Source organism: Streptococcus oralis, from assembly GCF_026782235.1.
GTDB lineage: Bacteria > Bacillota > Bacilli > Lactobacillales > Streptococcaceae > Streptococcus > Streptococcus oralis_CC.
In genome coordinates, this window is sequence record NZ_JAKUWE010000002.1 from 613,354 (window position 1) to 636,567 (window position 23,214).

The following is a 23,214-nucleotide window of genomic DNA, read 5'->3' on the forward strand; positions in this document are numbered from 1 at the left end:
TCATACTGCGCCCAGCAGTCCAATAACTAAAGTAACCTCTAAGATCAACTAAAGAAGTAACCTTAGAAGTGCTTTTTAGGTTCTGATTAAACCAAACCAATCAAATACAATATCTTTGGATTTGATAACTTTGGCAACTTTAAGAAATAAATCTTTCTCACTCTGAACATAAGAAAGGAGAGGACATCGATTATCCCCTACAGGTTTTAAAATTTCATTAATCCATTATAACTGACAAAGATACCTAGCTTTTGGGATTTAGATCATTTTTTGGAAAGTCTCTTTTATAATAAATTACGAATTTTTTCTTTTATAAATGCGTTAAGAGGATAGTGTTTATCAAGATATTCTAGGAGTGCCTGAGCAGATTCAGAAATTCGTTCGTAACCTTGCAAAAAGTGAGGCAATTGTTTGGCCTCGTTTGGATAACCTTTTTCAAATCTTCTGTTGCTGTTAAAAATATCTATAAAATCAGATTTAGAAGTTTTTTCCAAATTGATTAGTTCGGTCCAAAGCTTGACGGATCTGTTTTGGATGAAATCATAAGCAGCCAATTTTTCCCCTCGTTGATAGCGACCTAGTCCTATATATAGGTTGCATAAAATTTCTCCCAACAGCCATTCGCGGTCTCTATTTTCTTTTGATGGCAATCTTTGTGGCCGGCAGATTGTTTCATCAAAACCGACCTCCTTCCAGATAATCTTGCCTTCAGCGAAGGGAATGTTTACTAGTTCATGAGCTTCAAAGACAGCAAATTCACAAAAAACATCATCTTCAAATAGAACTTTATGTCCGTCTACTGTATTTTGGTAGTGAAATGCAATTGGTTCTAGATTACTTAACCAAGTTAGATCCTGGATATAGGCCTGCTTGTAGCCATCTTTTACAATAACAAAAAAATCCAAATCTGAGTATTGATCCAATCGGTCTCTTTCTACTCCGCAAGAACCAAGTGCCAGCAAAGCTAGTGCTTGTCTAGAATCTTTTAGAGACTGACCAATATCATCTAGTCTTTGTAACAGTAATTCTGTTTTATTCATAATCGTTACCTCATTATTTCTTGTTTACAGACATTATATCGTTAATGTTTTCGAAAGTCAATTTCATCCCATACCAAATATATACTAATGTAATATGGGATTTCTTTCGATATTTTTTACAATGATAAAGTTTAAACATTTTGCAGGGTATTGCTCATATTATCAAGAATGAAGAAATTTGAAGTATCCTTTGATTGATTAGAAAGTAATTCTTATCTTTAAAAAGATTAAATGATTTGGAAAATATTTGAGAAGAAAAAATATATCGACTTAGCCATCAATTTGCAAACGGTAAAACCTTTCCACAAACGATGAAAATACACATACGACCCGCGCAAAGAGTGGATAATTTATTAATTAGGCATGAAACAATCATTGCAAAATATACTTTTTAAATTACCCATAAAACGATGAGCTGAAGCGAGTTATTCAAAGTCATATGTATTGCTGATATTTGAAAGAGTGACCTGAGACTCAATATATAATTAGGACTGCTAAGTAAAGTTTGGATATTATCATAAAAGAAAGAAAAGACAGATTTGAGATTTCGTAGAAGCAAAAACAGCCCGACGAGGGCTGTTAGCTAACAAATCAGTCTCAACTTAAATCGCAAACAAGTCATTCAAGTTCTCAGCCAAGGTTGGGTGAGTGAAGATTTGTTTTGTGAAGTAAGTGTAAGGGATCTTGTTGTCCATGGCAACAGTGATAATGTTGATGATTTCTTGAGAACCTTCTGAGAAGATGCTTGCTCCAAGAATTTCTTTTGTTTCAGTGTTGACAACTGCTTTGAAGGCTCCGCGAAGGTCTCCGTTTACGTGACCACGAGGCATGGCAGCAACAGGGATTTCCTTCACTGCGTATGGAAGTTTCAAATCAGCTGCTTGGCTTTCCGTCAAACCAACTTGTGAAAGTGCAGGTGTGATGAACATGGTGTTTGGCACATTGAGACGGTCTTCAAGAGTGTAGCTGCCATCTCCAGCAAGGTAGCTGTAGACAACACGGAAGTCATCAAGTGAGATGTAGGTAAATTGAGGACCACCGTTGACGTCTCCAACTGCGAAGACACCAGGAACGTTTGTTTGACAATGTTTGTCTACTTTAATAGCACCACGTTCAGTTAGTTCAATATCTGTATTTTCAAGTTGAAGTGGTTCTACGTTTGGTTTACGTCCAGTTGCGTAGAGAAGGGCATCGAAACGGTAAGTTTCGTTTTCAGTTACGACAAGGACTTGGTCACCGTCGTTTTTGATTTCAGTAGTACGGATGTTTTGAAGCAATTCAATACCGTCTTCTTCCATGTATTGTTTAGCAAGAGCTGCGATGGAAGGTTCTGCACGAGGTAGGAAAGTATCCAAGGCATCTAGGACTGTAACTTTGCTTCCAAGTTTGTTGTAAAGACCTGCAAATTCAAGACCGATATTTCCGCCACCAAGGACACCAAGTTTTTCAGGCAATTTGTCCAAGTTTTGAATACCAGTCGAGTCAAAGACATTCTTACTTGTAGCAAGTCCAGGGATTGGCAAGACGTTTGAAACGGCACCGGTATTGATAACGATAGTTTCAGCAGTCAGTTCTTGTTTTTCATCACCAGCTTGGATTTCGATGACTTTGTTTGAAAGGAAGTGAGCTTCCGCATCAAAGATATCCACGCCTGTACCAGCAACAGTCGCATAGTTTTTACCGTTGAGGCGACTAGTGATGGTATTTTTGGTAGCAATGACTTCTTCAAAAGACAAATCTTTCTCAGCAGCAACTAGCAAGGTTTTAGTTGGGATACAACCAATGTTGATACAAGTTCCGCCGTACATAGCCTTACTACGTTCGATAAGGGCAACTTTTTTGCCAGCTGAAGCTAATTTACCAGCTAGTGTTTTCCCAGCCTTACCAAATCCGATAACGATTAAATCATATGTTAACATTTATAGTCCTCCTATTCGATTTTCATTCTAGCATAAGAAAACACTTTTTGCACAAATCTGCTACGGGAAATGGAGTGAGTTTGAAATGCTCCCTTCAAATCCTTTGAAAAACCAGTTTCAGGCCACTTTACTGTTAGAAAATCGTTTACATGATTTTCCTAAAGAATTCTACTATCTTTTGCTTCTCTCTTGTGTTATACTAGATAGGTTGCAAAGAAACTCGTACTTTTCTTTCGTGGAAAAGAAGCAACACGGTATCTCTTTTTTGTAGAAGATACGTCATGAAAAGAAAAGTATAAACTAAAGCCCTATAGGGTGGCTTCGCACCACCTTTAGAAAGAAGAATAACGTGAAATTTAATGAATTTAACTTGTCTGCTGAATTGCTAGCAGAGATTGAAAAAGCTGGATTTGTAGAAGCCAGTCCTATCCAAGAACAGACCATTCCATTGGCTCTCGAAGGAAAAGACGTTATCGGTCAAGCTCAGACAGGTACAGGAAAAACTGCAGCCTTTGGCTTGCCAACCCTTGAAAAAATCCGTACAGAAGAAGCGACCATCCAAGCCTTGGTCATCGCTCCAACTCGTGAACTCGCTGTCCAAAGCCAAGAGGAACTCTTTCGCTTTGGTCGTAGCAAGGGTGTGAAAGTTCGCTCAGTTTACGGTGGTTCCAGCATTGAAAAACAAATCAAAGCCCTTAAATCTGGTGCTCACATTGTGGTAGGAACACCAGGTCGTCTCTTGGACTTGATTAAACGCAAGGCCTTGAAATTACAAGACATTGAAACTCTGATCCTTGATGAAGCGGACGAAATGCTCAACATGGGCTTCCTTGAAGACATCGAAGCCATCATTTCCCGTGTCCCTGAAAATCGTCAAACCTTGCTCTTTTCAGCAACCATGCCAGATGCGATCAAACGTATCGGTGTTCAGTTTATGAAAGACCCTGAGCATGTCAAGATTGCTGCCAAGGAATTAACAACAGAACTAGTTGACCAATACTATATCCGTGTTAAGGAACAAGAAAAATTTGATACCATGACACGTCTCATGGATGTAGAACAACCAGAACTTGCTATTGTATTTGGTCGTACCAAACGCCGTGTAGATGAATTGACTCGTGGTCTGAAAATCCGTGGTTTCCGTGCTGAAGGAATTCATGGAGACCTAGACCAAAACAAACGTCTTCGTGTCCTTCGTGATTTTAAAAATGGGAATCTTGATGTTCTAGTTGCGACAGACGTGGCAGCGCGTGGTTTGGATATTTCAGGTGTGACCCATGTCTACAACTACGATATTCCACAAGATCCTGAAAGCTATGTTCACCGTATCGGTCGTACAGGTCGTGCTGGTAAGTCAGGTCAATCTATTACTTTCGTAGCACCAAATGAAATGGGTTACCTTCAAATCATTGAAAACTTGACTAAGAAACGAATGAAAGGCTTGAAACCAGCGACAGCAGAAGAAGCCTTCCAAGCTAAGAAACAAGTAGCGCTTAAGAAAATCGAACGTGACTTCGCAGACGAAGCAATTCGTGGCAACTTTGAGAAATTTGCTAAAGATGCTCGTAAGTTAGCCACTGAATTTAGTCCAGAAGAATTGGCTATGTATATCTTGAGTCTGACAGTCCAAGATCCAGACAGCCTTCCAGAAGTGGAGATTGCGCGTGAAAAACCACTGCCATTTAAACCATCAGGTAATGGCTTTGGTAGCAAAGGTAAGGGAGGTCGAGGAGGCCGTCGTGGAGACGACCGTCGAGATCGTGGTCGCCGTGATGACTTCAAGAAAGGCAGTCGTGGAAACGATCGTTTTGATAAAGACAGACGTTACCGTAATAAAGACAATAAAAAACCTCGCAACACTTCAAGCGAAAAGAAGACCGGCTTTGTTATTCGTAACAAAGGAGACAAATAGAAAAAAGCGATTCACAATGTGAATCGCTTTTATATATAAGGAGACCGATAGTAAAAGAAGATGGTGATAGTAAAGGATAGGTGAAACGGAAAGGGATTTATCATGTCATCTTCTTATAATGTTATAATATCAAAAATAAAATAGGATGTCAATAAAAAAATCGCTTTTTTTCTAAAATATTTTTGCTGTTCAAAATTGTAATTAAATAAGCAATTTTCAGATAATTATTGAAATAAGGACTTTTCTATGTTATAATGGAAGCGATTATATGCGAGGTAAAAAATGGCACATTTATTAGAAAAAACAAGAAAAATCACGTCTATTCTAAAACGCTCAGAAGAGCAACTTCAAGATGAACTTCCTTACAATGCGATTACACGCCAGTTGGCAGATATTATTGATTGTAACGCTTGTATTGTGAATAGCAAGGGACGCCTTTTAGGCTACTTCATGCGTTATAAAACGAATACAGATCGTGTAGAACAGTTTTTTCAAACTAAGATTTTTCCAGATGATTATATTCAAGGTGCAAACATGATCTATGATACGGAAGCCAACCTTCCTGTTGAACATGATTTGACCATTTTCCCTGTAGAGAGTCGTGCGGACTTTCCAGATGGTTTGACGACCATTGCTCCGATTCATGTATCAGGGATTCGCCTAGGTTCCTTGATTATTTGGCGCAATGATAAGAAATTTGAAGATGAAGATTTGATTCTTGTTGAAATTGCGAGCACGGTGGTAGGGATTCAACTCTTGAACTTCCAACGTGAAGAAGATGAGAAAAATATTCGCCGTCGTACGGCTGTTACCATGGCGGTCAACACCCTTTCCTATTCAGAACTTCGTGCCGTATCAGCTATTTTAGCTGAATTGGATGGAAATGAAGGACAATTGACTGCATCAGTTATTGCAGATCGTATTGGCATTACGCGCTCAGTGATTGTCAATGCGCTTCGGAAATTGGAGTCAGCGGGAATCATTGAAAGCCGTTCACTAGGAATGAAGGGGACTTATCTCAAAGTTCTAATTGGTGATATTTTTGAGGAAGTGAAAAAGAGGGACTACTAATGGCAAAGGCTTTAATCTCGATTGACTATACAGAGGATTTCGTAGCAGACCATGGAAAGCTGACTGCAGGGGCACCTGCCCAAGCCATATCAGAGGAAATTAATCGAGTAACCAGATTAGCTTTTGATCGTGGAGACTATGTCTTTTTCACCATTGATGCCCATGAAGAGAAGGATACATTCCACCCAGAAAGCAAGCTCTTTCCATCACACAACATCATCGGAACTAGTGGTCGTAACCTTTATGGCCCCCTAGCTGATTTTTATGCTGAGCATGAGGCAGATAGTCGTGTCTTTTGGATGGACAAACGTCACTATTCAGCATTTTCAGGAACGGACCTAGATATCCGTTTGCGGGAACGTCGGGTTGATACGGTCATCCTAACTGGAGTCCTGACTGATATTTGTGTTCTTCATACGGCTATTGATGCCTATAATTTAGGTTATCAAATCGAGATTGTCAAGCCTGCAGTTGCCTCTATTTGGCCAGAAAATCATCAGTTTGCTCTTGGTCATTTTAAGAACACTTTGGGAGCCAAGTTGCTGGATGAAAATTTGGCTGAAATCCAAGAATAATTCCCTTGGTTGGAAAAATGAAAAAAATCTGAAAAAAAGTGTTGACAAAGATTTTGAAAGTTGATATACTAGTAAAGTAATCGACGCGGGGATGGCGGAATTGGCAGACGCGCAGGACTAAGGATCCTGTGACCGCTTTAGGTCGTGAGGGTTCAAGTCCCTCTCTCCGCATAGGGTAAGAGTTAGCTTTGGCTAGCTCTTTTTTGTTAGCTTATATTGTGACTATTCAACAAGAGAGGTCTACCTTTCTTGTTTTTTCTTTTTCTTTATAAATAGTGCTATAATATAGATAGAAAGTAACAGTAAAAAGTCTTATATGAAAGATCATCGAGTAATGGATGCTAATAGGTTTAGTTAAAGTTGTATAAAAGGTAGGAAAGGAGGACTAGATAGTCATTTGGTATTTTAAATGAGTATTTCAAAAATGTAAAGGAGGATTACGATGGTTAATGAACTTCAACGAATAATGAGCGCCTTTATTCAAATTCTCTTTATTATTTTACTACCTTCTATCTGGTGGTTTCTGACTGTGAGGGGAAAAGTCCCATTTATGGAATGGATAGGGCTAAAAGCTATCAAAACAGCAAAAACTTTGCAGCTGATTTTATGGATGGTGGGGGGATTTTCCTTATTTACTATTTTTTCTATCCTTATCTTTCCTCTTACGCGTAGTCTAGAAACAGCCACTTCGGCTTTTTCAGCTATGGGCTTTAAGGCTTTACCAAGTATTCTAATTTACAGTATTTTGCAAACATCTTTGCCAGAGGAACTACTATTTAGAGGTTTTCTACTCAAACGAATGGCAAATCACATGCCGTTTGTCTTTGCAAATACCATACAGGCCTTCACTTTTGGATTGCTTCATGGAGTATTGTTTGCTTCAGTAGTAAGTTTGGGAGTCGCTTTTTTCATCATATTTTTTACTGGGGCAATAGCAGCTTATCTTGGTTTTGTTAATGAAAAGAAAGTAGGAGGATCAATTTTACCAAGTTGGTTAATGCACGCTACAGCCAACATCCTCTCTGGTTTAGTTTCTGCATTTTCTTTGCTTTGAGTGGATAAAGTTATAAAAATGGAGCTGGTAGAAATACCAGCTTTTTTCAAAAAGATAAATCAAAAAAATTTTTCGATTTCATAAACATTTCATATTTGGATTTTATAATAGTCTTATAAACATGGAGGTGACAAATGAATCCAATCCAAAGAGCTTGGGCTTATGTCAGCAGAAAACGACTGAGAAGTTTTATTTTATTTCTGATTTTATTTGTCCTTTTAGCAGGAATTTCAGCCTGTTTGACTCTGATGAAGTCCAACAAAACAGTAGAAAGCAATCTTTACAAATCACTCAATACTTCATTTTCTATCAAAAAGATCGAAAATGGACAGACCTTCAAGTTGTCGGACCTAGCATCCGTGAGCAAGATTAAGGGACTGGAAAATGTCTCTCCTGAACTTGAGACGGTCGCAAAACTGAAAGACAAGGAAGCGGTGAGTGGTGAGCAGAGCGTAGAACGTGATGATTTGTCAGCTGCAGACAAGAACTTGGTTAGCTTAACGGCTCTTGAGAATTCATCCAAGGATGTCACCTTTACCAGTTCGGCTTTCAACCTAAAAGAAGGGCGACACCTTCAAAAAGGGGACTCCAAGAAAATCCTCATCCACGAAGAGTTGGCTAAGAAGAACGGTCTTTCGCTTCATGACAAGATTCGCTTGGATGCTGGTCAGTCCGAAGCTGGAAAAGGGCAAACAGTAGAGTTTGAGATTGTCGGCATCTTTTCTGGTAAGAAACAAGAAAAATTCACAGGCTTGTCTTCTGACTTCAGTGAAAACCAGGTCTTTACAGACTATGACAGCAGCCAAACCCTTCTGGGAAATAGTGAACCGCAGGTCAGTGCAGCGCGCTTCTATGTAGAAAATCCTAAGGAAATGGACGGACTCATGAAGCAGGTAGAAAACTTGGCTTTAGAAAGTCAAGGCTACCAAGTCGAGAAGGAAAACAAGGCCTTTGAACAAATCAAAGACTCAGTTGCAACCTTCCAAACCTTCCTCACCATCTTCCTTTATGGGATGTTGATAGCTGGAGCTGGAGCCTTGATTTTGGTCTTGTCCCTCTGGTTGAGAGAAAGAGTCTACGAAGTGGGGATTCTTCTGGCACTTGGAAAAAGCAAGAGTTCGATCTTCCTCCAGTTCTGTTTAGAGGTAGTTTTGGTATCTCTTGGAGCTTTGCTTCCAGCATTTGTTGCAGGAAACGCCATCATATCCTATCTACTCCAAACTGTACTAGCCAGTGGAGATCAGGCAAGCTTACAAGACACGCTGGCCAAAGCAAGTGGTCTATCAACCAGTCTCCTATCCTTTGCAGAATCCTATGTCTTTCTGCTCTTGATTGGTTGCTTATCAGTAGCCCTTTGTTTCCTATTCTTATTTAGAAAATCGCCGAAAGAAATTTTATCATCTATTAGTTAATACTCTTCGAAAATCTCTTTAAACCGTGTCAGTCTTATCTGCAACCTCAAAGCTGTGCTTTGAGCAACCTGCGGTTAGCTTCCTAGTTTAATCTTTGATTTTCATTGAGTATAAGAAGGAGAAATCATGACTTTATTACAATTACAAGATGTTACCTACCGTTATAAGAACACTGCTGAAGCAGTTTTATATCAGATCAAGTATAATTTTGAACCCGGAAAATTTTATAGTATCATTGGTGAGTCAGGAGCAGGAAAATCCACTCTCTTGTCCCTACTGGCTGGTCTAGATAGTCCTGTTGAAGGTTCTATCCTTTTCCAAGGAGAGGACATTCGGAATAAGGGATATTCTTACCATCGCATGCACCATATTTCCCTAGTCTTTCAAAATTATAACTTGATAGATTATCTTTCTCCGCTGGAAAATATCCGCTTGGTCAACAAAAAAGCAAGCAAGGATACACTTCTTGAGCTTGGTTTGGATGAAAGTCAGATCAAGCGGAACGTTCTCCAGTTATCAGGTGGTCAACAGCAACGTGTAGCCATCGCTCGCAGTTTAGTCTCAGAAGCTCCAGTTATTCTAGCTGATGAGCCAACAGGAAATCTGGACCCTAAAACTGCTGGAGATATTATCGAACTGCTCAAATCACTTGCTCAGAAAACAGGTAAATGTGTGATCGTCGTCACCCACAGTAAAGAAGTGGCACAAGCGTCAGATATTACACTTGAATTGAAGAATAAGAAATTAACTGAAACTCGCAATACTACAAAATAAGATGAGCTTGTTTTGATAGAATTATGAAATCAAATCTAGAAAGGGAACCTATGTTACACAACGCATTTGCCTATGTTACAAGGAAGTTTTTCAAATCGATTGTTATCTTCCTGATTATTCTCCTCATGGCGAGCTTGAGTTTGGTCGGCTTGTCGATCAAGGGAGCTACTGCCAAGGCTTCTCAGGAGACCTTTAAAAATATCACCAATAGCTTCTCCATGCAAATCAATCGTCGCGTCAATCAAGGGACGCCACGTGGTTCTGGGAATATCAAGGGTGAGGATATCAAAAAAATCACCGAAAATAAGGCCATCGAGTCTTATGTTAAACGCATCAACGCTATCGGAGATTTGACTGGATACGACCTCATCGAAACGCCAGAAACCAAGAAAAATCTCACTGCAGACCGTGCCAAACGGTTTGGAAGTAGCTTGATGATTACAGGTGTCAATGACTCCTCTAAAGAAGACAAGTTTGTCTCTGGCTCTTACAAACTAGTCGAAGGTGAGCACTTAACCAACGACGACAAGGACAAGATTCTCATGCACAAGGACTTGGCAGCCAAACACGGTTGGAAAGTCGGAGATAAGGTCAAATTGGACTCTAATGTCTATGATGCGGACAACGAAAAAGGCGCCAAGGAAACAGTCGAAGTGACAATCAAGGGGCTCTTTGATGGTCACAATAAGTCAGCAGTAACCTATTCACAAGAACTCTATGAAAATACAGCTATCACAGACATTCACACTGCTGCAAAACTTTATGGATACACAGAAGACACAGCTATTTATGGGGACGCAACCTTCTTTGTAACAGCAGACAAGAACTTGGATGACGTCATGAAAGAGTTGAATGGTATCAGTGGTATCAACTGGAAGAGCTACACACTTGTGAAGAGCTCCTCTAACTACCCAGCTCTTGAGCAATCCATCTCTGGTATGTACAAGATGGCCAACCTTCTCTTCTGGGGTAGCTTGAGCTTCTCAGTTCTTCTCCTTGCACTCTTGCTTAGTCTTTGGATCAACGCCCGTCGCAAGGAAGTGGGAATCCTCCTCTCTATCGGTCTCAAGCAGGCAAGTATCTTGGGGCAATTCATCACCGAATCGATCCTGATTGCCATCCCTGCTCTCGTTTCTGCCTACTTCCTAGCCAACTACACAGCTCGTGCAATCGGAAATACTGTTCTTGCCAATGTCACTTCAGGTGTTGCCAAGCAAGCCAGCAAGGCTGCTCAAGCCTCTAACCTTGGTGGTGGTGCAGAAGTAGACGGCTTTAGCAAGACCTTGTCGAGCCTAGACATTTCCATTCAGACATCAGACTTCATCATCGTCTTTGTCCTTGCCTTGGTTCTAGTGGTTCTCGTTATGGCGCTTGCCTCAAGCAATCTCCTCAGAAAACAACCAAAAGAGCTCTTGCTCGATAGCGAATAAAAAACTTGCTACCTATTCTCCCCTAAATGGGGTATAATATAGGTAGCATTTTTATCTGTTTTGTCTTGATAAGGACTCTTCTTATCAGGATGAAACAGAGAAGATTTACAAGAAATTTAAAGGAATGTGAAACGTTTTTTCTATGAAAATTTTAATTGTAGAAGATGAAGAGATGATCCGTGAGGGAATCAGTGACTATTTGACGGATTGTGGTTATGAAACCATTGAGGCAGCAGACGGTCAGGAAGCTCTGGAAAAATTTTCCAGCTATGAAGTTGCTCTAGTACTGCTGGATATCCAGATGCCCAAGCTTAATGGCCTAGAAGTCCTAGCTGAGATTCGTAAAACCAGTCAGGTTCCTATTTTGATGCTGACCGCCTTTCAGGATGAAGAATACAAGATGAGTGCTTTTGCTTCTCTAGCAGACGGTTATCTGGAAAAGCCTTTTTCTCTCTCCCTTTTAAAAGTAAGGGTGGACGCGATTTTCAAGCGCTACTACGATACAGGACGAATCTTCTCTTATAAGGATACCAAGGTGGACTTTGAAAGCTACAGTGCAAGCCTAGCAGGTGAGGAAGTGGCCATCAATGCCAAAGAGTTGGAAATTCTGGACTATCTGGTAAAAAATGAAGGCCGAGCCTTGACTCGTTCTCAGATAATCGATGCCGTTTGGAAAGTGACAGATGAGGTTCCTTTTGACCGTGTCATTGATGTTTATATCAAAGAACTGCGGAAAAAGCTAGACTTGGATTGTATCCTTACTGTGCGCAATGTTGGTTATAAATTGGAGAGAAAATGAAACGAACAGGTTTGTTTACAAAGATATTTATCTATACCTTCTCGATTTTTAGTGTTCTGGTTATTTGTCTTCATTTAGCCATTTATTTTCTCTTTCCCTCAACTTATCTGAGCCATCGTCAGGAAACCATTGGTCAGAAAGCGACAGCCATTGCCCAGTCCCTAGAAGGAAAGGATAGGCAGAGTATCGAGCAAGTGTTAGATTTGTATTCCCAGACCAGTGATATCAAAGGAGCTGTCAAGGGAGAGATGACTGAGGACAAGTTAGAGGTTAAGGATAATTTTCCACTAGATACAGCTCGCCAGACAACTTCACTCTTCATTGAGGAACGCGAGGTAAAAACGCAAGATGGTAGCACTATGACTCTTCAGTTTCTAGCTTCCATGGATTTGCAAAAAGAAGCAGAGCAGATCAGTCTCCAGTTTCTTCCCTATACCTTGCTGGCATCCTTTCTGATTTCCCTCTTGGTGGCCTACATCTATGCTCGGACCATTGTTGCACCGATTTTGGAAATCAAACGGGTGACCCGTCGGATGATGGATTTGGATGCTCAAGTGCGATTGCGCGTGGATTCTAAGGATGAGATAGGTGATCTCAAGGAACAAATCAATAGCCTTTACCAGCATCTCTTGACTGTCATTGCGGACTTGCATGACAAGAATGAAGCTATTCTCCAGCTGGAGAAGATGAAGGTTGAGTTCCTACGAGGGGCTTCTCATGAATTGAAAACACCTCTGGCTAGCTTGAAAATTCTGATTGAAAATATGAAAGAAAATGTCGGTCGTTATAAGGATAGAGACCACTATCTGGGAGTTGCCTTGGGAATTGTAGACGACCTCAGTCACCACGTTCTCCAGATATTGTCTCTTTCTTCTGTTCAGGAATTGCGAGACGAGAAAGAAGAGGTTGACCTCCTTCAGATGACGCAAAGTCTGGTCAAGGATTATGCTTTACTCGCCAAGGAGAAAGAACTTCAGGTAGACATTAGCCTAACCCATCAGCAGGCTTACATAAACCCATCTGTCATGAAATTGATTCTATCGAATCTCATCAGTAATGCTATCAAGCACTCCACTCCAGGTGGCTTGGTTCGTATCGGCGAGAGAGAAGGGGAACTCTTTATTGAGAATAGCTGTAGTCCTGAAGAACAAGAAAAGCTGGTCCAGTCTTTTTCTGAAAATGCTAGTCGCAAGGCCAAGGGTTCAGGGATGGGACTCTTTGTGGTCAAAAGTTTATTAGAACATGAGAAATTGCCTTATCGTTTTGAAAGGCAGGATGATCGCTTGACTTTCTTTATACGCTTTCCTAGAGTTAGCCAAGATTAAAAAAGAAAGGGTTTACATTGATCGGATTAGAAGAAATTCAATCTAAAGTATGGGAAAAACTAGCTTTTTTTATCAAAAAGTGATAAAATGAACAATGTAAATGGGTTGACCCATAAAAATATACAGGAGGCCTGATAAAATGGCAATCGTTTCAGCAGAAAAATTTGTCCAAGCAGCTCGTGACAACGGTTATGCAGTTGGTGGATTTAACACAAACAACCTTGAGTGGACTCAAGCTATCTTGCGTGCAGCAGAAGCTAAAAAAGCTCCAGTTTTGATCCAAACTTCTATGGGTGCTGCGAAATACATGGGTGGTTACAAAGTATGTAAACTTCTCATCGAAAACCTTGTAGAATCAATGGGAATTACTGTACCAGTTGCTATTCACCTTGACCATGGTCATTATGAAGATGCACTTGAATGTATCCGAGTTGGTTATACTTCAGTTATGTTCGACGGTTCACACCTTCCAGTTGAAGAAAACCTTGAAAAAGCTCGTAAAGTTGTAGAATTTGCTCATGCAAACGGCGTATCAGTAGAAGCTGAAGTTGGTACTATCGGTGGTGAAGAAGACGGAATCATTGGTGATGGCGAATTGGCTCCAATTGAAGATGCTAAAGCAATGGTTGCAACTGGTATTGACTTCTTGGCAGCTGGTATCGGTAACATCCACGGTCCTTACCCAGCAAACTGGAAAGGTCTTCACCTTGATCACTTGCAAAAATTGACAGAAGCAGTTCCAGGCTTCCCAATCGTGTTGCATGGTGGTTCAGGTATTCCTGATGACCAAATCCAAGCAGCTATCAAACTTGGTGTTGCGAAAGTTAACGTTAACACTGAATGCCAAATCGCATTTGCTAACGCAACTCGTAAATTTGTTGCTGAATACGAAGCAAACGAAGCAGAATACGATAAGAAGAAACTCTTTGACCCACGTAAATTCTTGAAACCAGGTTTCGAAGCAATTACAGAAGCTGTTGAAGAACGTATCGATGTATTCGGTTCAGAAGGTAAAGCATAATCTAGCTGAATAATACAGATTAAACCTGCCCATTGGGTGGGTTTTTTTGTGTGAATATATAGCCAATATACTGTAGAAGAACCAATCTTAAATTGCTAAAAGAGTCTAATTTTTGTACAATAATGCTATGAAAAAACTGAAAAAATGGTTTCTTGGCTTTCTTAGTTTCATTCTTTTATTTTTACACGCTACATTTATCTTTCATCGTATTAGTTTAGAAAAGGAACAAGCCTCACTAACACCTATGGGGCAACAAGTTCTCGTCAATGGACATCAAATAAATGTTTACGTTGAGGGGGATGGTCCTGAGACTATAGTAGTTCTCTCAGGTGCTGGTATTGCTTCTCCTATATTGGATTTAAAAGAACTATCGGAATCCTTATCGAAACGGTATAAGGTAGTTATCGTGGAGCGGGTGGGATATGGTTATAGTGATGATAGCAATCATTCAAGAGATGTGATGGAGGTTTTGTCTGAGACTCGCCAAGCTCTTTCGCAAGCAAATATCACAGGGCCGTTTATCATTCTATCTCATTCCATGGCTAGTCTAGAGAGTTTGGCTTGGCAAGAGAAGTATCCTGATGAAGTGAAAGCCTTGATTGGTCTGGATTGGGCACTGCCGTCAAGTTATGAGGATTTAAAGGATAATCAGACCTTGCTCACTGTGGCATATTGGAGCAGCAAGATTGGTTTATTACGTTATTTCCCTGAGTCCTTTTATATAAAAAATCAAACTCTGATAGAGAGTGAACGAAAACAATATAAACTTCTAGCTTATAAGCAGTTGATGTCACAAGCCATGCTTCATGAATCCCAAACGGTAAAGGAAAATGCCAAGAAAATTCCCTCAAACATTAATCCGAAAATTCCGGCCTTACTATTGGTTTCTAATGGTGATGGTACTAGCTTTAGCCAATTTGAGTGGCAACGTTATGCAGAGAGATTTGCAAGTGACCAGTCTAATGTTCAAGTCGTCTATATGGATGCGCCTCATGACCTCTATCATTATAAAAGTTATGAAATAGTTTCTCAGATTGAAGATTTTTTAAAGAGTAATTGATGGTTTAGAGATCATTTTAATTTTAGACTGATGACAATAATTGAAAGGTAATGACTTATGAATAATTCTTATATTTTACTTAGACATGCTTATTCAAAATTTTCAAGTGATGATTTTAATAGAACTTTGTCAGAAAAAGGATTTTCATCTCTTGACCAGTTAGAGTTTTTGAATTCTTTTAATATTGATCATTATTTTTCTAGTCCTTATAAACGAGCATTTGAAACGATTAATAGCTCGCCAATTCAATTTGATAAAATAGTTCTTGATAATCGGTTACGAGAGAGAAAATTATCTTCAACCTTTATAAAAGATTCTGAGTTTGAAGACAGTATTAAATATTTATGGCAAAATCCTAGTGAATCTCTTTCAGAAGGGGAATCAAATCAAGATGCACTAGCTAGAGTGCTAAATTTTTTAATGGAATTGGAAGAGAGATACTCAGAAAAAACGATTTTACTTAGTTCACACGGGAATTTGATAGGAATACTACTACATCACTTTGATTCCAGTTTTGATTATGAAAAATGGGAGCAGATGACCTTTCCAGATTGTTTTCTAATTGATAGAAATGGGATTGTGAAAAGAATTATGAAAGATTAGTTCTTTGATTAAATAGTGAATCATATAGGTCAAAATAGTTTGCTTTTTATAATTCGTAGCCTGCCCAATGGGCAGGTTTTTTGTGTTTTAAAGAAACTATTAAACCAGAAGTTTGTATTAAAAGTATTATTTTAAGAGTGAAATCTCTAATTTCATAATCTGCAGGCAAACGCTTGCATTCCTTTTTTTATTGGACTATAATAGGTTGGTATAAAGCCTTCTGTAAGAATAAAATGTAGAAGTTGTAGAAGGTAAGGATTTAGAATATTTGTAGTTAAAAATACAATGTTGCTATTCCTTGCTATAGGGAGAGATTTATGGCAATGATAGAAGTGGAACATCTTCAGAAAAATTTTGTGAAGACAGTGAAGGAACCTGGTTTGAAAGGAGCTTTGCGCTCCTTTATTCATCCTGAAAAGCAGATCTTTGAAGCGGTAAAGGATTTGACCTTCGAGGTTCCCAAGGGGCAGATTTTAGGATTTATCGGGGCCAATGGTGCTGGGAAGTCGACAACCATCAAAATGTTGACAGGGATTTTAAAGCCGACATCTGGTTATTGTCGGATCAATGGCAAGATTCCTCAGGACAATCGTCAAGATTATGTCAAGGATATTGGGGTTGTCTTTGGACAACGCACCCAGCTATGGTGGGATCTGGCCCTGCAAGAGACCTATACGGTCCTAAAAGAAATTTACGATGTGCCAGACTCGCTCTTCCATAAGCGCATGGACTTTTTGAATGAAGTCTTGGATTTGAAGGACTTTATCAAAGACCCCGTGCGGACTCTTTCACTGGGTCAACGAATGCGGGCGGATATTGCGGCTTCCTTGCTCCACAATCCTAAGGTTCTCTTTTTAGATGAGCCGACTATTGGTTTGGACGTTTCGGTCAAGGATAATATTCGTCGGGCCATTACTCAGATCAATCAAGAGGAAGAAACAACCATTCTCTTAACCACTCACGACCTGAGCGACATTGAGCAACTTTGTGATCGGATTTTTATGATTGACAAGGGACAAGAGATTTTTGATGGAACGGTGAACCAACTCAAGGAGACCTTTGGCAAGATGAAGACTCTTTCTTTTGAACTGGTACCAGGTCAAAGTCATCTCGTCTCTCACTATGAAGGCTTTTCGGATATGACAATTGATAGACAAGGGAATAGTCTCAACATTGAATTCGATAGTTCTCGCTACCAATCAGCTGATATTATCAAGCAAACCCTGTCTGATTTTGAAATCCGTGATTTGAAAATGGTGGATACGGATATTGAGGATATTATCCGTCGCTTCTACCGAAAGGAGCTTTAAGATGGTCAAATTGTGGAAACGTTATAAACCCTTTATCAATGCGGGGATTCAGGAGTTGATTACCTATCGAGTCAACTTTCTTCTCTATCGGATTGGGGATGTTATGGGGGCTTTTGTCGCTTTCTATCTCTGGAAGGCGGTCTTTGATTCCTCGCAGGAGTCTTTGATTCAAGGCTTCAGTATGGCAGATATCACCCTCTACATCATCATGAGTTTTGTGACCAATCTTCTGACTAGGTCAGATAGCTCCTTTATGATTGGGGAGGAGGTCAAGGATGGTTCCATTATCATGCGCTTGCTGCGACCAGTGCATTTTGCGGCCTCTTACCTCTTCACCGAGCTTGGTTCTAAGTGGTTGATTTTTGTCAGTGTCGGACTTCCTTTCTTGAGTGTGATTGTCTTGATGAAAATCTTATCTGGGCAAGGGATAGTAGAAGTGCTGGGATTAACTGTCCTTTATCTTTTTAGCTTAACTCTGGCTTATCTGATTAACTTTTTCTTTAATATCTGCTTTGGATTTTCAGCCTTTGTGTTTAAGAATCTATGGGGTTCCAATCTACTCAAGACTTCCATAGTGGCCTTTATGTCTGGAAGTTTAATTCCCTTGGCTTTCTTTCCAAAGATTGTTGCAGATATTCTCTCCTTCTTGCCTTTTTCATCCTTGATCTACACTCCGGTCATGATCATTGTTGGGAAATACGATGCTAGTCAGATTCTTCAGGCGCTTTTGCTACAGTTCTTCTGGCTCATAGTGATGGTAGGCTTGTCTCAGTTGATTTGGAAACGGGTCCAGTCATTTATCACCATTCAGGGAGGTTAGTATGAAAAAATATCAACGCATGCATCTGATTTTTATCAGACAATACATCAAACAAATCATGGAGTACAAGGTTGATTTTGTGGTTGGTGTGTTAGGTGTTTTCCTGACCCAAGGCTTGAACCTCTTGTTTCTCAATGTGCTCTTTCAACACATCCCCTCGCTAGAAGGTTGGAGCTTTCAAGAGATTGCCTTTATCTATGGATTTTCTTTGATTCCCAAGGGATTGGACCACCTCTTTTTTGATAATCTCTGGGCTTTAGGTCAACGACTAGTCCGAAAAGGGGAGTTTGACAAGTATCTAACGCGTCCCATCAATCCGCTCTTCCATATCCTCGTTGAGACCTTTCAGATTGATGCCCTGGGCGAACTATTGGTCGGTGGAATTTTACTAGGGACAACAGTATCAAGCATTGCTTGGACTCTTCCAAAATTCCTGCTTTTCCTAGTCTGTATTCCCTTTGCGACTTTGATTTATACTTCCTTGAAAATCGCGACTGCCAGTATCGCTTTTTGGACCAAGCAGTCAGGAGCCATGATTTACATTTTTTATATGTTTAATGACTTTGCCAAGTACCCGATTTCTATTTACAATTCGCTTCTTCGTTGGTTGATTAGCTTTATCATCCCCTTTGCCTTTACAGCCTACTATCCTGCCAGCTATTTCTTGCAGGATAAGGATGTCTTCTTTAATATCGGTGGTTTGATTCTGATTTCCCTTGTCTTCTTTATCATTTCTTTGAAACTATGGGACAGGGGTTTGGACGCCTATGAAAGTGCGGGTTCGTAAGTTAGAAATCTTTCCTGAACTTTTGGGATAAAAGCAATCCTTGCTTGATTTGGGTTAAGAAATTGTGAAATTTTCCCTTGACAATCGTTCTCAGAGTGCTATACTATGAAGGTAGTTGCCGATTTAGCTCAGTTGGTAGAGCAACGCACTCGTAACGCGTAGGTCACAGGTTCGATCCCTGCAATCGGCAGAATCAAGAAGCCCAATTAAGGCTTCTTTTTTTTGTTGTCGATAATATTCAACCACTTAGACTGAGATAGAGACCAGATAGGCAAAAGGACTTGTTCTGGGGGAAGCCCTCTGCTATAATGATTTTTGTAAGGGGCGTGAAGAGTTGGTGTCAGACAACTCAAGTTCTCAAAAAAGAAAATGGAGACAAAAAATGAAAAAATTATTGGGACTTGTATTTTTAGTAGCAGCAGCGCTAGTATTGTATTTCGGTTCTGTTGGTTGGCCAAGTTTGGATATCAATCTCTGGTCACTCATTCCGGTAGGATTGTTCCTCTATTTCACGCTAGAGAACTTTTTGAAAAAAGACTACAAGGCCAGTCTCATGTGCTTGATCATTGCTTTTATCATTGCAAATGCTATTTTTGATCTGTTGCCAATTTCAAGTGGTTTGGTAATTGCTGCTGGTGTGCTAGCTTGTGTAGGACTTGGTTACCTCTTTCCTGATAAAGATAAAAAAGAAGGCAAATAAAAAGTCTCGAGATTTCTCGAGACTTTTTTTACTGACCAGCGTAATATTTTTGGATCCCTTTCACAATACCTGCGACCAGTTTATCTTGGTAGTAGCTATCTCTGATTTGTTGGTTTTCGGTGAAATTATCCATATAACCAAGCTCTAGGAGAACCGCTGGCTTTGCTGTTTCGCGTAGTACGGCAAAGCTGCTTTCCAATAAGCCAGCATCCTTAGCTCCTGTTTCTGCTAGAAGAGAGGAGTGGATAGCAGCAGCGAGGCGTTTGCTTTCACTCATACGATCAGGGTGGTTGTGCCAGTATTGATTAATCTTACTTGGATAATCAGGTTCATCTCTATAGGAGTAGGTTTGAATACCGCTCGCTTTTGAGTATGCGCTACCAGTTGCATTGAAGTGAATACTGATAAAGATGTCAGAGTTGGTTTTATTAACCATACGAGAACGTTCGGTAACAAAGTCAACGTCAATATCGCTATCACGAGAGGTGAGGACCTTGTAGCCCAGTTCTTCTAACTTAGTACGAAGCTTACGGTAAATCTGCATGTTGAGATCTTTTTCAGCTACATTGTAGTAAAAGGCACCTGAATCTTGACCACCATGCCCAGGATCTAGGAAGATAGTATTGCTGTATTGACCTTTTGTAAATCCACCTTCAGTTGAAACTTCAGAAATCCATTGGCCGTATTTTTGGAACAAGTGTTCCTTGCCGTCTATCTTGTAAGTTCCTGAAACATAATGTCCACTATCGTCCAGATAGTAACGAGCCTTGTAATAGTCGTCGTAAATCCACTCATTCTTGGCCATATAACCGCCAGACTTGAGGTAGTATGCTCCAATCCACTCCTGATTTGCATAACGGCCATCCGCTTTTAGATAGAACCAGCTATTGTAGGATTTATCAAAGATCCACTCTTTTTCTGCCATGGCTCCACTGGCTTTGAGGTAGTAGCTTCCTTTCCATTTATTGGAAAGCATGACTCCATTTTGTTCAAAAGCATACCAAGAACCATTGATTTTCTCCCATTTGTCTTGGCTATATTTCCCATATGCATTAGCGTAATACCAATTTTCATTGATTCTCACCCAAGAGTTTTCTGCCATGGCTCCGCTACTGTCAAGCAGGTAGGCACCAATTGTTGTCTGGCTGAGCATCACGCCGTTTTTATCAAAGTAGTACCAAGAACCGTTGATTTTCTCCCACTTGTCTTGCGAGATTCTGCTAGATGGTGTGACATAATACCAATTTTGGTCTAATTTAGTCCAGCCCTTTTCTGCCATAGCTCCGCTTTTTGTGAGCAGATAGCCGTCAACGGCAGTGTTGCTGAGCATACTTCCAGTTTGGTCAAAATAGTACCAAGAATCATTGATTTTTTTCCAAGTGTTCAGAGCTAGTCGTCCAGAGGAATCAGCATAATACCATTGGTTGTCCAAATTGGTCCAGCTATTTTCTACCATAACCCCATCTTGGTCAAAGGCATAGCCTTTGTAGATAGTAGAATGAAGACGATTACCATCTTGATCGAAGTAGTACCATTTGCCTTGGATTTGTTTCCATTTGAGGACAGGCTGATTGTTTTCATAGAAACGCCACTGTTTGTTTTCTTCCTGCCATCCTTCCTTTTTAGGAGCTTCTTCTTTTGCCTTTTCTTTTGGAAGTGTTGCAACCTCCTCTTCAGTTTTAGTTGAAAGATCTTTCTTATCTTCCTTAGAGTTGCTTTGTTCGGTGATAGCAGGAGGATTAGCATTGTTTTCTTCCGCATAGATAGGTGCTTGCGCCAACCCTGCCATTGAAAGGACAAAAGCACTTGCCAATATAAACTTTTTCAACAATATTCTCCAATCATTATTTTCTAAGAAATATTATAAAATATGTCTGATGGTTTATCAACTATCAAACTGAACTTCTTCTAGTAGATACTCGATAAAGCGTTCGCCCATCTTGGATAGGCTGGTTTTTTCATGCTGGATATAGACTAGTTCAATCGGGTCGTCAATGTCCAGTGGAATAGAAACGATATTGTCTCCGTTGAGGTTGCTATTCAAAATCCCTGTCGCAATGGTGTAACCATCCAAACCAATCAAGAGATTAAAGAGAGTGGCACGGTCACTGACCACGATGGATTTCTTGTGGTGCTCTTGTGAAAGGATCTCTTCTGAAAAGTAGAAGGAGTTGTGCGTCCCCTGGTCATAACTCAGATAAGGAAAGTCTTCCAAATCAGCCAGTTTGACCTTATCTTTTTTAGCTAGAGGGTTGGTCTTGCTGACGAAGATATGTGGTTGCGCAGTAAAGAGATGGTGAGCCAGCAGGTGGTTGTCATCCAGCATTTTCGTTAAAACGTCACGGTTGTAGCTGTTTAAAAAGAGGACACCGACCTCGCTACGGAAGTTCTTGACGTCATCGATAATCTCCCAAGTCCGAGTTTCACGAAGGAAGAGCTCGTATTTCTCCATATCACTTTTCTTGAGCAGAGAGACAAAGGCATTGACTACAAAGGCATAGTGCTGAGAGGAAACGCTGAAAAGTTCGCGGTGGGCGATAGGATTTTTATAGCGTTCCTCCAGAAGCTGCGTTTGCTCAACGACCTGACGGGCATAGGAGAGAAACTCCATCCCATCACGGGTTAAGGTAATGCCCTTGGGATTGCGGATAAAGATTTCAATACCCATTTCATTTTCCAAGTCTCGAACGGCATTAGAGAGACTGGGTTGAGTGATAAAGAGTTGCTTGGCTGCCTCATTCATAGAGCCAGTTTCGACGATTTTGATAATATAGTGTAGTTGTTGAATTCTCATGTTTTTATTGTACCATACTTGCGGAAGAATGGGCAATGAAGACGAAGAAAATAGGGGGAAAGAGCCGGTCCAGTATTGAAAAAAAGTCTAGAATCTGCTAAAATGGAAGCTATGAAAACATTCTATGATGTGCAGCAATTTCTCAAACAGTTTGGCATTATTGTTTACATGGGGAAGCGCTTGTATGATATTGAACTGATGAAGCTCGAACTCTCTCGGATCTATGATGCAGGTCTGATGGACAAGCTAGACTATCTAGAGGCGGAAGCTGTTCTTCGTAGAGAGCACAAGATAGAATTAGACTACATAGAGAAAAATGGAGATAAGAACTTATGACAATTTGGGTTTTGTGGGGAATCGTACTAGCGATGGCGGCATGGATGGGTTATAACTACCTTCGTATTCGTCGTGCGGCTAAGATTGTGGATAATGCAGAATTTGAAGCCTTGATTCGAAAAGGGCAGTTGATTGATGTCCGTGAACCAGCAGAATTTCACAGAAAACATATCCTCGGAGCTCGCAATATTCCTTCAAATCAGTTGAAGTCAAGCCTTGCAGCCCTTCGCAAGGATAAACCTGTCCTTCTCTACGAAAACCAACGCGGACAACGAGTGACCAATGCAGCACTTTATCTGAAAAAACAAGGCTTCTCTGAGATTTATATCCTTTCTTATGGATTGGATTCTTGGAACGGGAAGGTCAAGACTAGCTAAGGTTCTGTTAAAAACTGTCGAATGAGTGATAAAGCTTGCATTTTATGGTATCATCATTTATATTAAGGGAACTATATACCAGTTTACATCAACTA

22 protein-coding genes, 2 tRNA genes and 1 pseudogene are annotated in these 23,214 nt (G+C 40.2%); 21 read left to right on the forward strand and 4 right to left on the reverse strand.

From position 1 onward, the window contains the following. Positions 1-284: 284 nt before the first annotated feature. Both MK396_RS03415 and MK396_RS03420 read right to left on the reverse strand, forming a co-directional pair. Positions 285-1,040: a hypothetical protein gene (locus tag MK396_RS03415; protein ID WP_095726185.1), complete on the reverse strand. Its 756-nt coding sequence runs from the start codon at positions 1,038-1,040 to the stop codon at positions 285-287. 602 nt (positions 1,041-1,642) lie between these two features. After that, positions 1,643-2,959, reverse strand: a complete 1,317-nt coding sequence (locus tag MK396_RS03420) for an FAD-containing oxidoreductase (protein WP_095726184.1) — start codon at positions 2,957-2,959, stop codon at positions 1,643-1,645. Positions 2,960-3,308: 349 nt separating this feature from the next. Between MK396_RS03420 and MK396_RS03425 the strand changes: the two genes are divergently transcribed. The 19 genes and pseudogenes from MK396_RS03425 (at position 3,309) to MK396_RS03510 (ending at position 19,612) form a co-directional block, all read left to right on the forward strand. Continuing rightward, the gene (locus MK396_RS03425) at positions 3,309-4,871 is read left to right on the forward strand and encodes a DEAD/DEAH box helicase (protein WP_268723661.1); all 1,563 of its coding nucleotides are present in this window, start codon (positions 3,309-3,311) and stop codon (positions 4,869-4,871) included. 282 nt (positions 4,872-5,153) lie between these two features. After that, the gene (gene codY / locus MK396_RS03430) at positions 5,154-5,942 is read left to right on the forward strand and encodes a GTP-sensing pleiotropic transcriptional regulator CodY (RefSeq protein WP_000940727.1); all 789 of its coding nucleotides are present in this window, start codon (positions 5,154-5,156) and stop codon (positions 5,940-5,942) included. Further along, the gene (locus MK396_RS03435; protein ID WP_268723662.1) at positions 5,942-6,517 is read left to right on the forward strand and encodes a cysteine hydrolase family protein; all 576 of its coding nucleotides are present in this window, start codon (positions 5,942-5,944) and stop codon (positions 6,515-6,517) included. The genes codY and MK396_RS03435 overlap by 1 nt, the downstream gene beginning before the upstream one ends. Before the next feature lie 85 nt (positions 6,518-6,602). Further along, positions 6,603-6,688: transfer RNA gene (locus MK396_RS03440), tRNA-Leu, on the forward strand. A 271-nt stretch (positions 6,689-6,959) separates the two neighbouring features. After that, the gene (locus MK396_RS03445; protein WP_268723663.1) at positions 6,960-7,571 is read left to right on the forward strand and encodes a CPBP family intramembrane glutamic endopeptidase; all 612 of its coding nucleotides are present in this window, start codon (positions 6,960-6,962) and stop codon (positions 7,569-7,571) included. Positions 7,572-7,705: 134 nt separating this feature from the next. Continuing rightward, positions 7,706-8,983, forward strand: a complete 1,278-nt coding sequence (locus tag MK396_RS03450; protein ID WP_268723664.1) for an ABC transporter permease — start codon at positions 7,706-7,708, stop codon at positions 8,981-8,983. A 126-nt stretch (positions 8,984-9,109) separates the two neighbouring features. Further along, positions 9,110-9,757 (forward strand): ABC transporter ATP-binding subunit Vex2, encoded by a 648-nt coding sequence (gene vex2 / locus MK396_RS03455; protein ID WP_000173738.1) that lies wholly within the window; start codon positions 9,110-9,112, stop codon positions 9,755-9,757. Between the two features lie 50 nt (positions 9,758-9,807). Beyond that, a complete protein-coding gene (vex3, locus tag MK396_RS03460) occupies positions 9,808-11,187 on the forward strand; it encodes an ABC transporter permease subunit Vex3 (protein ID WP_042902562.1) in 1,380 nt (459 codons plus the stop codon). A 142-nt stretch (positions 11,188-11,329) separates the two neighbouring features. After that, positions 11,330-11,986 carry a response regulator transcription factor VncR gene (gene vncR, locus MK396_RS03465; RefSeq protein ID WP_268723665.1) on the forward strand — a complete coding sequence of 219 codons (657 nt, stop codon included), beginning with the start codon at positions 11,330-11,332 and terminating at the stop codon, positions 11,984-11,986. Further along, complete coding sequence (vncS, locus tag MK396_RS03470; RefSeq protein ID WP_268723666.1) at positions 11,983-13,311, forward strand: sensor histidine kinase VncS; 1,329 nt, start codon at positions 11,983-11,985, stop codon at positions 13,309-13,311. Before vncR ends, vncS begins: the two co-directional genes overlap by 4 nt. 139 nt (positions 13,312-13,450) lie before the next feature. Next, a complete protein-coding gene (locus MK396_RS03475) occupies positions 13,451-14,332 on the forward strand; it encodes a class II fructose-bisphosphate aldolase (RefSeq protein WP_001019007.1) in 882 nt (293 codons plus the stop codon). Between the two features lie 127 nt (positions 14,333-14,459). Further along, on the forward strand, positions 14,460-15,392 hold the full coding sequence (locus MK396_RS03480; RefSeq protein WP_268723681.1) for an alpha/beta hydrolase: 933 nt from the start codon (positions 14,460-14,462) through the stop codon (positions 15,390-15,392). A gap of 57 nt (positions 15,393-15,449) precedes the next feature. After that, entirely contained in the window at positions 15,450-15,995 is a 546-nt protein-coding gene (locus MK396_RS03485; RefSeq protein ID WP_268723667.1) for a histidine phosphatase family protein, read from the forward strand. 317 nt (positions 15,996-16,312) lie between these two features. Beyond that, positions 16,313-17,305 (forward strand): ABC transporter ATP-binding protein, encoded by a 993-nt coding sequence (locus MK396_RS03490; protein ID WP_268723668.1) that lies wholly within the window; start codon positions 16,313-16,315, stop codon positions 17,303-17,305. A 1-nt stretch (position 17,306) separates the two neighbouring features. Continuing rightward, on the forward strand, positions 17,307-18,125 hold the full coding sequence (locus MK396_RS03495; RefSeq protein ID WP_268723669.1) for an ABC transporter permease: 819 nt from the start codon (positions 17,307-17,309) through the stop codon (positions 18,123-18,125). 1 nt (position 18,126) lies between these two features. Then, positions 18,127-18,912 (forward strand): ABC transporter permease, encoded by a 786-nt coding sequence (locus MK396_RS03500; protein WP_268723670.1) that lies wholly within the window; start codon positions 18,127-18,129, stop codon positions 18,910-18,912. Beyond that, positions 18,908-18,980: pseudogene (locus MK396_RS10005) on the forward strand (GNAT family N-acetyltransferase); the annotation flags it as partial. The gene MK396_RS03500 and the pseudogene MK396_RS10005, both read left to right, overlap by 5 nt. Positions 18,981-19,029: 49 nt before the next feature. Beyond that, positions 19,030-19,102 (forward strand) — tRNA-Thr (locus MK396_RS03505). 192 nt (positions 19,103-19,294) lie between these two features. Continuing rightward, entirely contained in the window at positions 19,295-19,612 is a 318-nt protein-coding gene (locus MK396_RS03510) for a hypothetical protein (RefSeq protein WP_268723671.1), read from the forward strand. Positions 19,613-19,640: 28 nt separating this feature from the next. Here the strand turns inward: MK396_RS03510 and MK396_RS03515 are convergent, their stop codons facing one another. Beyond that, a complete protein-coding gene (locus MK396_RS03515; protein WP_268723672.1) occupies positions 19,641-21,440 on the reverse strand; it encodes an N-acetylmuramoyl-L-alanine amidase in 1,800 nt (599 codons plus the stop codon). Positions 21,441-21,497: 57 nt separating this feature from the next. Continuing rightward, complete coding sequence (locus tag MK396_RS03520) at positions 21,498-22,406, reverse strand: LysR family transcriptional regulator (protein ID WP_033629413.1); 909 nt, start codon at positions 22,404-22,406, stop codon at positions 21,498-21,500. Positions 22,407-22,508: 102 nt separating this feature from the next. Between MK396_RS03520 and MK396_RS03525 the strand changes: the two genes are divergently transcribed. Together MK396_RS03525 and MK396_RS03530 are read left to right on the forward strand one after the other, a co-directional pair. Beyond that, positions 22,509-22,742, forward strand: a complete 234-nt coding sequence (locus MK396_RS03525) for a YqgQ family protein (RefSeq protein ID WP_044135604.1) — start codon at positions 22,509-22,511, stop codon at positions 22,740-22,742. Continuing rightward, on the forward strand, positions 22,739-23,119 hold the full coding sequence (locus MK396_RS03530) for a rhodanese-like domain-containing protein (protein ID WP_033629414.1): 381 nt from the start codon (positions 22,739-22,741) through the stop codon (positions 23,117-23,119). Before MK396_RS03525 ends, MK396_RS03530 begins: the two co-directional genes overlap by 4 nt. Positions 23,120-23,214: the final 95 nt, after the last annotated feature.